The 14102-nt window shown below is 65.4% G+C and carries 13 protein-coding genes; 6 read left to right on the plus strand and 7 right to left on the minus strand.

The features are described from left to right. Positions 1–24 precede the first annotated feature (24 nt). The gene (locus EDC64_RS16525) at positions 25–834 is read right to left on the minus strand and encodes an ABC transporter permease (RefSeq protein WP_132033373.1); all 810 of its coding nucleotides are present in this window, start codon (positions 832–834) and stop codon (positions 25–27) included. Then, complete coding sequence (locus tag EDC64_RS16530) at positions 831–1607, minus strand: ABC transporter ATP-binding protein (protein WP_245504756.1); 777 nt, start codon at positions 1605–1607, stop codon at positions 831–833. Before EDC64_RS16530 ends, EDC64_RS16525 begins: the two co-directional genes overlap by 4 nt. A 433-nt stretch (positions 1608–2040) precedes the next feature. On the opposite strand from EDC64_RS16530, the gene EDC64_RS16535 reads away from it, so the two are divergent. Continuing rightward, positions 2041–2226 (plus strand): hypothetical protein, encoded by a 186-nt coding sequence (locus EDC64_RS16535; RefSeq protein ID WP_132033377.1) that lies wholly within the window; start codon positions 2041–2043, stop codon positions 2224–2226. 69 nt (positions 2227–2295) lie between these two features. On the opposite strand, the gene infA is transcribed toward EDC64_RS16535, so the two are convergent. Next, entirely contained in the window at positions 2296–2571 is a 276-nt protein-coding gene (infA, locus tag EDC64_RS16540; protein WP_127089831.1) for a translation initiation factor IF-1, read from the minus strand. A gap of 24 nt (positions 2572–2595) precedes the next feature. Next, the gene (locus EDC64_RS16545; protein WP_132033379.1) at positions 2596–4119 is read right to left on the minus strand and encodes a DEAD/DEAH box helicase; all 1524 of its coding nucleotides are present in this window, start codon (positions 4117–4119) and stop codon (positions 2596–2598) included. Positions 4120–4489: 370 nt separating this feature from the next. Between EDC64_RS16545 and EDC64_RS16550 the strand changes: the two genes are divergently transcribed. From EDC64_RS16550 to EDC64_RS16560, 3 genes are all read left to right on the plus strand, one after another. Then, a complete protein-coding gene (locus EDC64_RS16550; RefSeq protein ID WP_132033381.1) occupies positions 4490–5011 on the plus strand; it encodes a DedA family protein in 522 nt (173 codons plus the stop codon). Between the two features lie 128 nt (positions 5012–5139). Beyond that, entirely contained in the window at positions 5140–5433 is a 294-nt protein-coding gene (locus tag EDC64_RS16555; protein WP_132033383.1) for a hypothetical protein, read from the plus strand. Positions 5434–5711: 278 nt separating this feature from the next. Continuing rightward, positions 5712–8684 carry a hypothetical protein gene (locus EDC64_RS16560; protein ID WP_132033385.1) on the plus strand — a complete coding sequence of 991 codons (2973 nt, stop codon included), beginning with the start codon at positions 5712–5714 and terminating at the stop codon, positions 8682–8684. Positions 8685–8772: 88 nt separating this feature from the next. Here the strand turns inward: EDC64_RS16560 and ilvC are convergent, their stop codons facing one another. From ilvC to EDC64_RS16575, 3 genes are all read right to left on the minus strand, one after another. After that, positions 8773–9792, minus strand: coding sequence for a ketol-acid reductoisomerase (ilvC, locus tag EDC64_RS16565; RefSeq protein ID WP_132033586.1), 1020 nt, complete (start codon positions 9790–9792; stop codon positions 8773–8775). 80 nt (positions 9793–9872) lie between these two features. Further along, positions 9873–10388, minus strand: a complete 516-nt coding sequence (ilvN, locus tag EDC64_RS16570) for an acetolactate synthase small subunit (RefSeq protein ID WP_132033387.1) — start codon at positions 10386–10388, stop codon at positions 9873–9875. A 128-nt stretch (positions 10389–10516) separates the two neighbouring features. Beyond that, on the minus strand, positions 10517–12277 hold the full coding sequence (locus EDC64_RS16575; RefSeq protein ID WP_132033389.1) for an acetolactate synthase 3 large subunit: 1761 nt from the start codon (positions 12275–12277) through the stop codon (positions 10517–10519). A 339-nt stretch (positions 12278–12616) separates the two neighbouring features. Between EDC64_RS16575 and EDC64_RS16580 the strand changes: the two genes are divergently transcribed. Then, the gene (locus EDC64_RS16580; RefSeq protein ID WP_132033391.1) at positions 12617–13120 is read left to right on the plus strand and encodes a hypothetical protein; all 504 of its coding nucleotides are present in this window, start codon (positions 12617–12619) and stop codon (positions 13118–13120) included. 10 nt (positions 13121–13130) lie between these two features. Next, the gene (ubiA, locus tag EDC64_RS16585; RefSeq protein ID WP_132033393.1) at positions 13131–14096 is read left to right on the plus strand and encodes a 4-hydroxybenzoate octaprenyltransferase; all 966 of its coding nucleotides are present in this window, start codon (positions 13131–13133) and stop codon (positions 14094–14096) included. The last annotated feature ends 6 nt before the right edge of the window (positions 14097–14102 follow it).

A 14102-nucleotide genomic window follows, 5' to 3' on the forward strand; every position in this document is an offset into this window, starting at 1 on the left:
TCTTGATCTGTTGTTGTTCGCCGATCAGGTTTGGCTCGACGCGCTGGTCGGCCGCCAAACCATCAGGCGGTTTTCGATCGCGGTCACGCAGGTGTCGATGATGATCACGAAAATCGCGAGCACCAACATGCCGGAAAACACACCGGTCACGTCGAACACGCCTTCCGCCTGGTGGATCCGATAGCCGAGGCCGGCAGCCGAGCCGAGATATTCTCCGACCACCGCCCCGACCAACGCAAACCCGACCGCGGTATGCAGCGAGGAGAACATCCAGGAGAGCGCGGAAGGCCAATAGACGTGGCGCATCAATTGGCGCTCACTCATTCCCAACATGCGGGCATTTGCCAGCACGGTCGGGCTCACCTCCTTCACACCCTGATAGACGTTGAAGAAGACGATGAAGAACACCAGGGTCACGCCGAGCGCCACCTTCGACCAGATGCCGAGGCCGAGCCACAGCGCAAAGATCGGTGCGAGGACCACCCGGGGCAAGGCGTTCGCCATCTTCACATAAGGATCGAACACCGCCGCCACCACATGCTGGCGGGCGAACCAGAAGCCAATCAGCACGCCGCCGGCTGCACCGATCACGAAAGCGAGCAGCGTCTCGAGCAGCGTGATGCCGAGGTGAAACCAGATCACCCCCGTCGCAAAATCGCGCCAGGTCCGCTCGAACACCGCGAACGGCGTCGAGAAGAAGAATGGGTCGAGAAAGAAGAACGCCTTTTGGGAGAGGAAGCCGGCCGGCACCTTCACGGTGGAGCCGACATGCCAAAGGGCGATCAGCACCACTGCGACCAGGATTTGGAAGAAGAGGAGTCGTGCGCGCTTCATGCCGCGCCCTCGGTCTGGCGGTAGCCCTTGATCACCTCGTCGCGCAAAGCCGACCAGATCTCCCGATGGAGGGCATGGAAAGCGGGGTCCAGGCGCACTTCCGAAATGTCGCGCGGCCGGGGCAGATCCACCCGCCAGGCGCCGATGATGCGGGCGGCCGGCCCTGCCCCCATGATGACCACCCGGTCGGCGAGGGCGATGGCCTCTTCCAGATCGTGGGTCACGAACAGAACCGCCTTCCGGTCGGCGTTCCAAAGGTCCAGCAGAAGATTGCCCATGATCTGCCGGGTCTGGGCGTCAAGCGGCCCGAACGGTTCGTCCATGAGCAGGATCTTGGGATCGCGGATGAGCACCTGCGCCAACCCGACGCGCTTGCGCTGTCCACCGGAGAGCTGGTGCGGATAACGCGCGGCGAAAGCGGTGAGGCCGACCCGCGCGAGCCAGTCGCGCGCCCGGCCCCGCGCCTCCTCAGCGGTCGCGCCCGCGACTTCCGGCCCGATCGCGACATTCTCGAGCGCGGTTTTCCACGGGAAGAGAGCTTCAGCCTGAAATAAGTAGCCCGCGCGCCGGTTCAGTCCGACCAGGGGCTCCCCGAAAATGGCGACCGAGCCGGCACTCGGCGCGATGAGACCGGCGGTGGCATTGAGAAGGGTCGACTTGCCGCAACCGGTCGGCCCGACGATCGCAACAAACTCGCCATCTGCGACGCTCAAGTCGACCCGGTCGACCGCGGTGAAACCGTCGCGGTCCTGTCCGGAAAAGGTGATACGCATGTCGGTCAGCGCAACCGCGCAATGACGTGACCCGATCCTGATGGGGACCGGCGCGGTGCCGCTGTCCATCTGCCCTCCCTTGAGCCTTTCCGGCTCTTACGGGGAAGAGGTTAGCCGTGTCGGGCAAACGCGCAAGAGGCGAAGTCTGTCCTGTCCCGCGCCACACGCAGATCGAGATACCGAACATCCAAGGGGTAGAAGCAATGACGAAAGTTCTGCTTGCGAACCACCAGTCGGTCGGACACAACAAGTTTGTTCTTGGATCCACTCGAGAGAGACAAGGGTGACTTGCGTGGCTTCAGGGCGACCTCCTCAACCGGCTTCGGCGCATGCGCGCGGGGCCGGTCCGCTTCGCGGGGCCCCCACGGAAAATGGTCTGAGCGTGGTCATAAGCCTGACCGCATCGGCACAAAACCATGTCGTCAAACATGGATTGAGACCGCGCCTGTCCATCCTCATGGAGCGTGCGGCGCATTTCGAAGGGGTGATGCGGGTCGGTGATCGGGTGGGTCTGTCGGACGTGCCGACGCTCGATCTTTACGTCATGCGGCGACGGTTCTCCGTCGACACGCGTGAGAGCGCGCTTGAGATCGTGCTCGATGTGATGCCGGCCTTCTGAGAATTCCGTCTGCGCGGCCCAGCGACGGCCGCGCTCCAGGTCTCGCCCGGAGCGCGGAAGAATCATCGCTCAGCGGCGGCGAAAGTTCTGCTGGCGGCGCGCACCCGGCGGAGGCATGGAGCCTTCCGCTTTGTGGCGGAAATTGATCCGGCCCCGGTCGAGGTCGTACGGCGACATCTCGACCACGACGCGGTCGCCCTCGATGGTGCGGATGCGGTTCTTCTTCATCTTTCCGGCGGCATAAGCCAGAATTTGATGATCATTGTCGAGCCGCACGCGGAAATTGCCGTCCGGCAGCACTTCCGTCACCGTCCCTTCGAACTCCAGCAGTTCTTCTTTCGCCATATATACGTCTCCAGCTACCCAAATTCACCGCGGACGACGGACGCGCGCATCCGGCTGTCCGCCGCGTGCGGGTGCAGTCCTCATGAAACCGACGGCGCCGATATCGGCGCCGGACGCGGATGCAGCCATCCCGCCGCCGCGCACATCCTGTTGACGCGGAGCGCCCCGCCCCTCACCCGATCGGCCGGCTTTGGCGCCGGCGGAGTTGGATTCGTTGCGCGTGGACGCGCGGCCATCCTTCGGCTTGCGCGCGTCATGCGGGCGGCTCTCGCGCCCTTCATGGCCGCGCCCATCCTGGGCGCGCCCGTCGCGCGAACGACCGGGCTGATTGGAGCGGCCACCTTCCGGACGGCGCGCAGGGCGTGCCGGCTCAGAGCGGCCCTGCGGATCGGCCGGCAGCGGCGCGGGGGCCGCCTGCGCCTGGGCGCGTCGGTCGATCAGCGGAAGCTGCATGCGGATCAGCCGCTCGATCGCCTTGAGAAAGGCCCGCTCCTCGCTGTCGCAGAACGAGATCGCAATGCCCTCGCGGCCGGCCCGCGCCGTGCGGCCGATGCGATGCACATACGATTCCGCAACATTCGGCAGATCGAAATTGAACACGTGACTGACACCGGTCACGTCGATGCCGCGGGCGGCGATATCGGTCGCAACCAAGGTTCTGACCGTGCCGTCGCGGAACGCCGCGAGCACGCGGTCGCGCTGATTTTGCGACTTGTTGCCGTGGATCGCCTCGGCCGAGAGGCCGGCCTTTTCCAAAGCGCGCACGACCTTATCCGCGCCATGCTTGGTGCGGGTGAAGACCAGTGCACGGTCGATCGGCTCGGCCGCGAGCAGTTCGGCGAGCAGCGCCGGCTTGCTCTGCTTGTCCACCAGCATGACGCGCTGCTCCACCTTGTCGGCCGTCTTGGCGACCGGGGTGACAGCGACAGTGACCGGATTGTGCAGCATGGAGCCGGCGAGTTCGGCGATCGCCGAGGGCATGGTCGCCGAGAAGAACAGACTGTGGCGCTTGGCGGGCAAGCGGCGGACGATGGCGCGAATGGCATGGACGAAGCCCATGTCCAGCATCTGATCGGCCTCGTCGAGCACGAACACGCTCACCTGGTCGAGCTTCAGCGCGTTGTTCTCGACGAGATCCATAAGCCGGCCGGGGGTGGCGACGAGCACATCGACACCAGGAGCCAAAGCGCGGATCTGCCGGCCCATCGGCACGCCACCGATGGCGAGCGCCACGGAGAGGCGCAGATGGCGGCCGAACCTGGTGAAATTCTCCTGGATCTGGCCGGACAATTCGCGGGTTGGGGAGAGGATCAGGACCTTTGCCGTCTTCGGCAGAGGACGGGCGGGATGGCGCGCCAGACGGTCGAGGATGGGAAGCGCGAAGGCGGCAGTCTTGCCGGTTCCGGTCTGGGCGATGCCGATGAGGTCGCGGCCGGAGAGAACGTGAGGGATCGCCTCGGCCTGGATCGGCGTCGGCGTGATATGGCGCTCTTCGGTGAGGGCGCGGACGATAGGCTCGGCGAGGCCGAGTTCCGAAAATGAGATCAAGCTCTGTCTTTCATGCGGCGAACATCGTCAGCGCGCTCATCATTTGGCGCACCGCGCATTCGCGAGGGATATGACACCCCGCGTGGCCTGGGCTGTCGCACGTCTAAAGATATCGGGCAAAGGCGTCGGAACAGCCTGATGGCGCTCCTGCGCGTCCGCTACGCGGCCCGAGAGCAATCCGCTCCGCCTCTGGTGGGCACCGCGGTCTGCTGCGAGCCGTCATATGGCCTAAATCGACGGCATTTTCAAGACATCTGCGTGATCGGCTCAAACAAGTCGGTCACGGGACCGTGCCATCATGCCGCGCCGGACGCCTGTTCGACCCCTTGTCGCGATTTCGGATTTCGGACATCACCCAAGGGGAGGTTCCATGTTCGACGCCAATTCCCTCGTTGCCGCCACCACGGATTTCGTCCGGGCCAACCAATCCTGGGCGCCGGTCCTGGTGTTCCTTCTGGCGTTCGGGGAATCGATCTCTCTCGTATCCTTCTTCATTCCGGCGACGGTCCTTTTGCTCGCCATCGGCGCCCTGGCCGAGGCGAGCGGCCTTCCGCTGGCGCCGATCTGGCTCGCCGCGACCATGGGAGCGATCCTGGGCGACACGCTCTCCTACTGGATCGGCTTTCGTTACAAGGATCAGGCGCGCGGCTTCTGGCCCCTGTCCCGACACCCGGATCTGGTGGCGCGGGCGGAATCCTTCTTTCACCGTTTCGGCGTTTGGAGCGTTGCGATCGGCCGTTTTTTTGGCCCGATCCGCGCTGTCGTGCCCCTTATCGCCGGGATCCTGGCCATGCGGCAGATCCCGTTCCAGGTTGCGAACATCCTCTCAGCCGCCCTCTGGGCTTTCGCAATGCTGGCCCCGGGCGCGGCCGTTCTGAAGATGTTCGGATAGCATTCCAACGGGGGACCTGCCCCGGCAGAACTGGTCTCCGGCAAAATTGGAACCCGAGACCTTGCCCTCGTGTTGGCTCTGCAACCGCGTCCGGACCCGGCGCCACAGAACACACGGAGGCAGCCTGCATGAAACCCGCATCCGCTTTGCTCATTGGTATCGCCTTTGGTGTGGTCATCGCCGGCCCCGCCTTTTCGCAGGCCGGCAACGATCCCCGGCCGCCGACCGCACCCGGCCCTGCTCTGCCCGAGCCGGCGCCCGGCGAAACCTTGAGCGACCAGTTGGAGCGGCACGAAGGCGTGATTCCGCCCGCGCGCAATCTCGACCCCGAACTCTCCCACCCCGCGCCGGCGACCGGGACGATGCCCGTTATCCCGCCCCCAGGCTCGCCGGGCGGCGACCCGACGATCCAGCCAAAATAGCCATGAAGGTCCTCCCGCGACGTGGGGCGGCCAAGCGTTGTCTCGGGGATTGCGGCGATAGGCGGCGCTCGCTATAAATCGGCTTCTTCCTCGGCGGTTCCCTGCATGAATTGCCGCTTCGGTCGGGTCCTCCAGGTTCGTCGATGCTGCACTATTTGACGACCGCCGTGCGAGCGAACCTGCAGTCTCTCATCGATTCTCTTCCACGTTTCTCCCTGAGAGACAACGTCTTCTTCCTACTTCTCTTGCTTTGCGCCGCGGCAACGGTCGGATTGTGCGTGGTCGTCTATAAAAACATGCCGCACATGGGGTTCGTCAGCGAACTGACGGTGGGCGGCGCGGTTTATCACGATGCAAACAAGGCGCGGGACCTTTGGATCGCGCCCGTCGCGATCGTGCTTCAGATCGCAGCCGCTTTGGTGGCGCTCGGCTGGGCACGACGCCTCTCATCCGTGCCGCGCTTCGATACCTTCGCAGAGTATGCTCCATCGCACGCCGTCCTTGTCGCCGTCCTCGTTCTTCTCCTCTCACTCGCCGCGATTGCGGGTGATCTGGTCCCGCTCGCCATCCTGATTCTGCTCGGCCTGGGCGTCGTCCTGCTCCGCGCGGGGTTCGGCATCGCCTGGACCGCGCCGTTCGGTCTGGTCTTCAGCCTCTCCGCCTTGTTTGCCTGGGGCTGCAATCAGTTCGGCATTCTCGACGTCCGCCTTCTCTTGTCCGCCGCCTATCTTCCCTTGTGTCTCGCAGCTTTGGTGCTGCGAGGTCGCACCCGCCTGCTGAGGGCGGCCTACGGCCTCACCGGCCTGGCACTGGCGGGCGCGACGGCCCGCGCCGCGCCGGTTCTCTGGATGCCGACCTCGGCGTATGCGGGACCGACCGTCATCGACGCTGTGATCTGGATCGCCGCGGCCGGTGTCGCGGTGCAGACCCTGATGTTCCTGCGCTCCCCCGCAGGCAAGAGCTTCTCCCGCACACCTGCCTTTCCTCTGGCGGCCGCCTTTCTCCTCCTCGCGGTCTTCCGGCAGAGCCCATTCGGTCTGCCGTTCGACGATTACCATTACGGGGAACGGCTCCTGGCGGCCCGCGCCCTGTGGGAGGGCCGTCTGTTCGAGACCTTCTTCTCGCCCCACGGCTTCAGCGACGCCCTGGGCGGTCTCGGCGCCCTGCTGATCGGCGACCGCAGCGCGATCGGCGTCGCGATCGGCAAGATCTATGCGGATGTCTTCATCCTGCTGATCCTCGCCTGGCAGATGGTGCGCCAGCTCGGGCCAGCGCCCGCCATCCTCCTCCTCGTTGCCCTGCAGCCCAACCTTATATTCCCGGTGCCACTGGTCGTGCTGATGATCGTCGCGATCCTGCGGAGCGCCACGCCGAGGAACGATTACGCAGCCGGCGCAGCGATAGCCCTCGCCGCCGCCACCACGATCTTTCTCCTCAACGGGATCGGGGTCGCTATTGCCGTCCCGAGCGCCCTCGCCGCCTTGTTCCTGTTTCGCGACGGGACCCGGCGTGGCCTGGTCCGCGCCTGCTGCGCCGGGGCGATCTGCGCACTGGCCCTCTTCGCGGCGTTTCCGCGTGCTTTTCTCGGCGAGATCGCTTTCCTGGCGACCTCTGCCCGGACCAATGCAGTTCTTTACGGCAATAATTTCGTTGTCCGCGCATCCGACTTGGCTAGCCTCGTCGAGATCGGCACAGCGCTGATGTTCCTGCTGACGCCGATGCTCGCCTTCGCGCTGCTGGTCCGTCCGGGGCAGAGTCGCGGCCACTCCTGGACCTGGATCGGGCTGGCTGTGCTTCCGGTGGTCGCACTGGTGCTGCTGCTCGCGCCCTATGCCCTGGGCCGGCTCGATGTGAGCCTACCACGCGCCAGCTTTGCGACGGCGGTGACCCTCGTCTTTCTCGCATTCTGGATCACGGCACCCCAGATCCGGGACCGTTTCCTCTCACCCGGGGCGCCTCGGACCGGCTTCGTCCAGGCCGGAATCGCCGCGCTCCTTCTCGTTACCGCCCTGCCGACCTTCCTGCATGTGTGGGCGTCCGTGCCACTCATGCCGCCCCCGGCCCCCCTCGGCGCCTTGCCGCCCGCCCCGCTCCCCGCCATGGGCATGGCGCAGGCCGATCGCGCGCACCTCGATCTGATCGCCTCGGTGAAGCGCACGACCGACGCACTCCTGCGGCCGGATGAGACTTATCTCGACCTCACAAACCGCAACGCGCTCTATTTCTATCTCGACCGCGCGATCCCGGTGCCGATCTCCGGCGCCTACAACGCTGCGCCCCGGGCATTTCAGGAGCTCAATCTCGCGTATCTCGCCGCGAACCCGCCACCGCTCGCGCTGGTGGGCGCGGAGAATTTCGAGCATGACGGCTACACCCTCCCGCTGCGCTCTTTCCTGCTCTACCGAGACCTCTTGGAACGCTATCGGCCCTTTCTGGCCGGGTCGATCCTCTACGGCATCCGCAGCGATCAAACGGACCGGCTGACTGCCCTGCCCGCCGCGGCGCGCCGCCCCGTGACGAGCGTCACTTGCCACAGTGGCACGGCCATTGCCGGCGACACGACGTGGTCGCTCCGGGTGCAAGAGCCCCTCGCCGGTCGCCTCGTGCCGGGCGACTTCCTGAACTTTTACGATGGTGTCGCGCGGACCGTGGTCGCCGTCCACGGCGAAATGGTACGGCTGACGCCGCCACTACCTCCCGATGTGAGCGGGGCACGCCTGCCATTCAAGACAGAGGCGCCGGCGACCGGCCGGGACGATGCCGACCTTTGGGCGCAGGTCTTCAACGTATGCGATTTCGGGAGATTGCCTTCAGCCTGGGGGCGTTCGCTCGCCAAGCTGTCCGGCGCTGTCGGTGCGACGCGCTTCCCCCTGCCGCAGGCCGGGATGACGGACGCCACGCGCGCGGGGGACGGACGCTACAGGATTGTCGGGCGGCAGCCCGGGTTCCTCTATGACGTTCCGGCCGGGCTTAACCCGGCGCAAAACGGCCTGCTCGTTCTGGAGGTGCGCTGCGCCGTCAAGCGGCGTATGCCGCACATCGAAATTGCGTGGCGCGGCGCAGGACAAGGCTTTTCGGCCGAGCGGAGCGTTTGGTTTGCAGCCTCCTTTCCGGTCAATCTCGTCCCGCTCGATGCCGCGCCGCGCTGGTTCCTCGCCCCATCCATCGCGCAGATCCGGATCACGGTCGAGCCGCCGGCCGATTGCGGCGGGTTGATCCTCCGGGATGTCGCACTCACCGGGCGCCTCTGACGCGGGACCTCAAAACAAAGGCGGCGGCCCCGCCTGCTGCGTGCCGCCGCCCGTCATCATCCGCCGGGTCGCTGGGCGACCCCGCCGCTCAGTTCTTGGTCTTGTCCACCAGCGCCTTGGCCTTGATCCAGGGCATCATGGCGCGAAGCTTCTCGCCGACGTCTTCGATCTGATGCGCGTTGACGCGGGCACGGGTGGCCTTGAAGGAGGTCTGGTTGACCTTGTTCTCCAGCATCCAGTCACGGGTGAACTTGCCGCCCTGGATATCGGCCAGAACCCGCTTCATCTCCGCCTTGGTCTCGGGGGTGATGATGCGCGGGCCGGTGACATATTCGCCGAACTCGGCGGTGTTCGAGATCGAGTAGTTCATATTGGCGATGCCGCCCTCATAAATGAGGTCGACGATCAGCTTCACCTCGTGCAGGCACTCGAAATAAGCCATTTCGGGCGCGTAGCCCGCCTCGACCAGCGTCTCGAAGCCGGCGCGGATCAGTTCGACCAGGCCGCCGCAAAGCACGACCTGTTCGCCGAACAGATCGGTTTCACACTCTTCCTTGAACGTCGTCTCGATAATGCCTGCGCGGCCACCGCCGATGGCGCTCGCATAGGACAGACCGAGATCGTGCGCATTGCCCGAGGCGTCCTGGGCGATCGCGATCAAGGTCGGTACGCCGCCGCCGCGCTGATATTCCGAGCGCACGGTGTGACCGGGGCCCTTGGGCGCCACCATCAGGACGTCGAGATCGGGACGCGGCTCGATCAGATTGAAATGCACGTTGAGTCCATGGGCGAACAGCAGGGCCGCGCCGTTCTTCATGTTGTCGTGCAGGCTCTCGCGGTAGATGTCGCCCTGGAGTTCGTCCGGTGTCAGCATCATGACGACGTCGGCCCATTTGGCGGCCTCGGCGGCGCTCATCACCTTGAAGCCCTCGGCCTCGGCCTTCTTGGCGGTGGCGGAGCCAGGCCGCAGCGCGACCGCAACGTCCTTGATGCCGCTGTCGCGCAGGTTCAGCGCATGGGCATGACCCTGGCTGCCATAGCCGACGACAGCCACCTTCTTCCCCTTGATGAGGTTCAGGTCGGCGTCGCGATCGTAGTAAACGCGCATCATTCTCTCCTGTTGGGCGTCTCTTATAAAGCTGGGATCAGGTCAGGCTGGGATCAGGCCGCGTGATCGCAGCGAGCCACTTACATCGCTTCGGGGCCGCGGGAAATGGCGACGACGCCAGTGCGCGACACCTCCACCAAGCCGAGCGGCACCATGAGCACGGCAAATTGGTCGATCTTGTCGGATTTGCCGGTGATCTCGAACACGAAGCTCTCCGTCGTGGCGTCGATCACGCGCGCCCGGAACGCCTCGGCGAGCCGCAGCGCCTCGCTGCGCGCATCCCCGGTGCCACGCACCTTCACCATGGCGAGTTCGCGCTCGACCGAGGCGGCTTCGACGGTGAGGTCACGCACCCGGTGGATCGGCACGAGGCGGTCGAGCTGGTTTCGGATCTGCTCGATCACCATGGGCGTGCCGGTGGTGACGATGGTGATGCGGGAAAGATGACGCTCGTGGCTCACCTCGGAAACGGTGAGGCTGTCAATGTTGTAGCCGCGGCCGGAGAACAGGCCGATCACGCGGGCGAGCACGCCCGGCTCATTGTCCACCAGGATGGAGAGCGTGTGGCGTTCGATGCGTTCGGGGGGGTGCGACATGGGATGTCTCTGAGGATGGGGGACGACCGGCGGGAGGGGCCGGAAGGATCAAAAAGCGAAACAGGGCGAGTAACCGCGCCACCCGCCGCCCCCCTCCCGAGAGGTGGCGGGCGTGGGCGCGGTTCAGCTCACACCAGCATCTTGCCTTCGTCGGTGATGGCCTCGTCGAGGTCCACCGCCATGTCGCCGAGGATCATCTCGTTGTGTGCCCGTCCGGACGGGATCATCGGGAAGCAGTTTTCCTGCTGGTCGACGATGCAGTCGAAGATCACCGGCCGCTTGACCGCGATCATCTCGGCGATCGCCGCATCGAGGTCGCCGGGCTTGTCGCACCGCATTCCGACTCCGCCATAAGCCTCCGCCAGCTTCACGAAGTCCGGCAGCGCCTCCGAATAGGAGTGCGAATAGCGTCCGCCATGCAGCAATTCCTGCCACTGGCGCACCATCCCCATATAGCGGTTGTTCAGGATGAAGATCTTCACCGGCAGATCGAACTGAATGGCGGTGGACATCTCCTGCATGTTCATCAGGATCGATGCTTCGCCGGCAATGTCCACGCACAGAGCGTCGGGATGGGCGATCTGCGCGCCGATCGCCGCCGGCAGGCCGTAGCCCATGGTGCCGAGACCGCCCGACGTGAGCCAGCGGTTCGGCTCCTCGAAGCGGAAGAACTGGGCCGCCCACATCTGGTGCTGGCCGACCTCGGTGGAGATATAGACGTCCTTGTCGCAGGTCGCCGCATAGAGCCGCTCGATCGCGTATTGCGGCTTGATCACCGTATCGGACGCCCGATAGGCGAGGCAGTTGCGGGCGCGCCAGCGGTCGATCTGACGCCACCAGACGTCCATCGCCTCGCCATCGGTCGAACGGCCGCCCTCGCGCCAGCCGCGCACCATGGCCTCCAGCACATGGGCGCAATCGCCGATGATCGGCAGATCGACCTTCACATTCTTATTGATCGAGGACGGGTCGATATCGATGTGGATCTTTTTCGATTCCGGCGAAAAGGCATCGATGCGGCCGGTGATCCGATCGTCGAAGCGCGCGCCGATGCACACCATCAGATCGCAGCCGTGCATCGCCATGTTGGCTTCGTAGGTGCCGTGCATGCCCAGCATGCCGAGCCATTGCCGGCTCGCCGCCGGAAAGGCGCCGAGACCCATCAAGGTCGAGGTGACGGGCACGCCGGTCAGCCGCGCGAGGTCCCGCAGCGCGCTGCTCGCCTTCGGCCCGGCATTGATGACCCCGCCGCCGGTATAGAAGATCGGCCGCCGCGCGCGGGCGATCATGTCGAGCGCGGCCTCGATCCGGTCCGCGTCGCCGCGGAGCTTCGGCTTGTAGGTCTTGTGCTCGATATTTTCCGGACCGACATAGCTGCCGAGGGCGAATTGCACGTCCTTCGGAATGTCGACGACCACGGGCCCCGGCCGGCCGTTCTGCGCCACGTAGAACGCCTCGTGGAGGACGCGGGCGAGATCCTTCACGTCGCGCACGAGATAATTGTGCTTGGTGCACGGCCGGGTGATGCCGACCGTATCGCATTCCTGGAAGGCGTCGTTGCCGATCAGGTGGGTCGGCACCTGCCCCGTGATGCAGACCAGCGGGATGGAATCCATCAGCGCGTCGGTCAAGCCGGTGACGGCGTTGGTCGCGCCCGGCCCGGACGTGACCAGGACGACGCCGACCTTGCCGGACGAACGGGCATAGCCCTCGGCCGCGTGCACCGCCGCCTGCTCGTGCCGCACGAGGATGTGCTCGATGCTGTTCTGGTGGAACAGCGCGTCATAGATGGGCAGCACCGCGCCGCCCGGATAGCCGAACAGGTGCTCGACGCCCTGATCCGCTAGCGCCTGGATGACCATTTCGGCGCCGGTCATGTCCTTGCTCATCTCGTCTCTCCCTGGCGCCGCCTCCGCGCCGCAATCCGAACGTCTGTCTCCCCTCGGAAACGACGAAGGGGCCCGAAGGCCCCTCGTCGCACGCCACCATCTCTCGCAACCGGCTGTCAGCCTGTCCCGATGGTGGCGCTCCTAAGTACGATAATCGTAACGATCTTGCGCATGAAGCCACGCGTCCTTCCAAAAGTTGCGCAAACCTAGCTTCTGACGAAATCTCCGTCAAGGCAGCGGCGCGCGGATTTTTGATCCTCGAAATCCGCCCCGATATTGCCCTAACTTTGCGCTCTCTGTAAGGGAGAATAGAGGTTCAGAGGGAGGGCGGAACACGTCATGTCGAAGCAATTTCGCTTTCCGCGCGCAGTCACGTCTGCCGCAACCCTGCTCGTCATCGCGTCTGCACTGTTCGCTGCGGGTCCCGCCCGGGCCGACTGCCAGGCGGATTTCATCGCGATCCGCGAGGAAATGCAGACCAAGGGCAAGGCACTCGAAGCGGCCGGCAAGGCGAAGGCCTCGCCCCAGGAATTGTGCCCGCTGTTCCGCGCCTATACCGCGGCCGAGGGCAAGATGACCAAATATCTGATCGAAAATAAGGATTGGTGCCAGATCCCCGAAGAGGCGATCACCCAGGCCAAAGCGACCAATCAGAAGACCTTCGCGTTGCGCGACAAGGTGTGCGCCGCGGCCGCCGCTGGTGCGGCGGGCGGGGGCGCACGCCCGCCGCCACAGGGTTCGGTGTCGAGCGCTCTCGGCGTCACCACGGGCTATGCTCCCGGCCAGAGTTCCTCCGGCGGCGGGATCTTCGACACGCTGACCGGCAACGCTTTGAGAAATTGACGGTGGCGGCGTGACGTCCTGGCGCGATGGCGCGGTCGCGCCCGTCGCCGATGCGGGCGCGGGCAATTGGGTGGACCGGTATGCGCCGGCGCCTTTGCGGCCCTATTTGCGACTTGCCCGCGCGGACCGGCCGATCGGCAGCTGGCTGCTGCTTCTCCCCTGTTGGTGGTCGACAGCGCTTGCCGCCATCGCTGCGGGACAGACCTATCCCAACCCCTGGTTGCTGACGCTGTTTGCGGTTGGTGCGGTCGCCATGCGCGGCGCCGGCTGCACGTGGAACGACATTCTCGACCGCGACATTGACCGGCAGGTGGCCCGGACCCGCAATCGCCCATTGGCCAGCGGGCAGCTTGGCCTGAAGGCGGCCTTCGCCTTTCTCGCGTTCCAGCTTGCGGTCGGCGTCGCCGTCCTGCTCAGTCTTCCGCGCTTTGCCATCGTCACGGGAATCGCGTCGCTCGGCGTCGTGGCGATCTACCCGCTCATGAAGCGGATCACCTCGGTGCCGCAGGTGATCTTGGGCATCGCGTTTTCGTGGGGCGCGCTGATGGGCTGGGCGAGCGTGTTCCGCAGCATCGACGATCCCGCGCTGCTTCTGTTCGCCGGGTCGGTGTGCTGGGTCTTCGGCTACGACACCATCTATGCCCAACAGGACAAAGAGGATGACGCGCTGGTCGGCGTCGGCTCGACCGCGCTGCTGTTCGGGGCGCACAGCCGGCTCGCGATCGCGCTCGCTTATTGCGCCTGTGTCCTACTTTTCGGCTGCGCGCTGGCGTCGGCCGGAGCCGGCCTTCTCGCCGCGCTCGGCTTGATCGGCTTTGCCGTCCTTCTCTACCGGCAGGTCAAGCGGCTCGATATCGCGGACGGGACCCTTTGCCTCGTTCTGTTCAAGTCGAACCGCGACGCCGGACTGATCCTGTTCGCCGGCCTGTGCGCCGACGCCTTGCTTCAACGCGCCGTGAGCGCCGGGCTGATCTGACGCCGT

This window comes from Aquabacter spiritensis, assembly GCF_004346185.1.
In the GTDB taxonomy this organism is placed as follows: domain Bacteria; phylum Pseudomonadota; class Alphaproteobacteria; order Rhizobiales; family Xanthobacteraceae; genus Aquabacter; species Aquabacter spiritensis.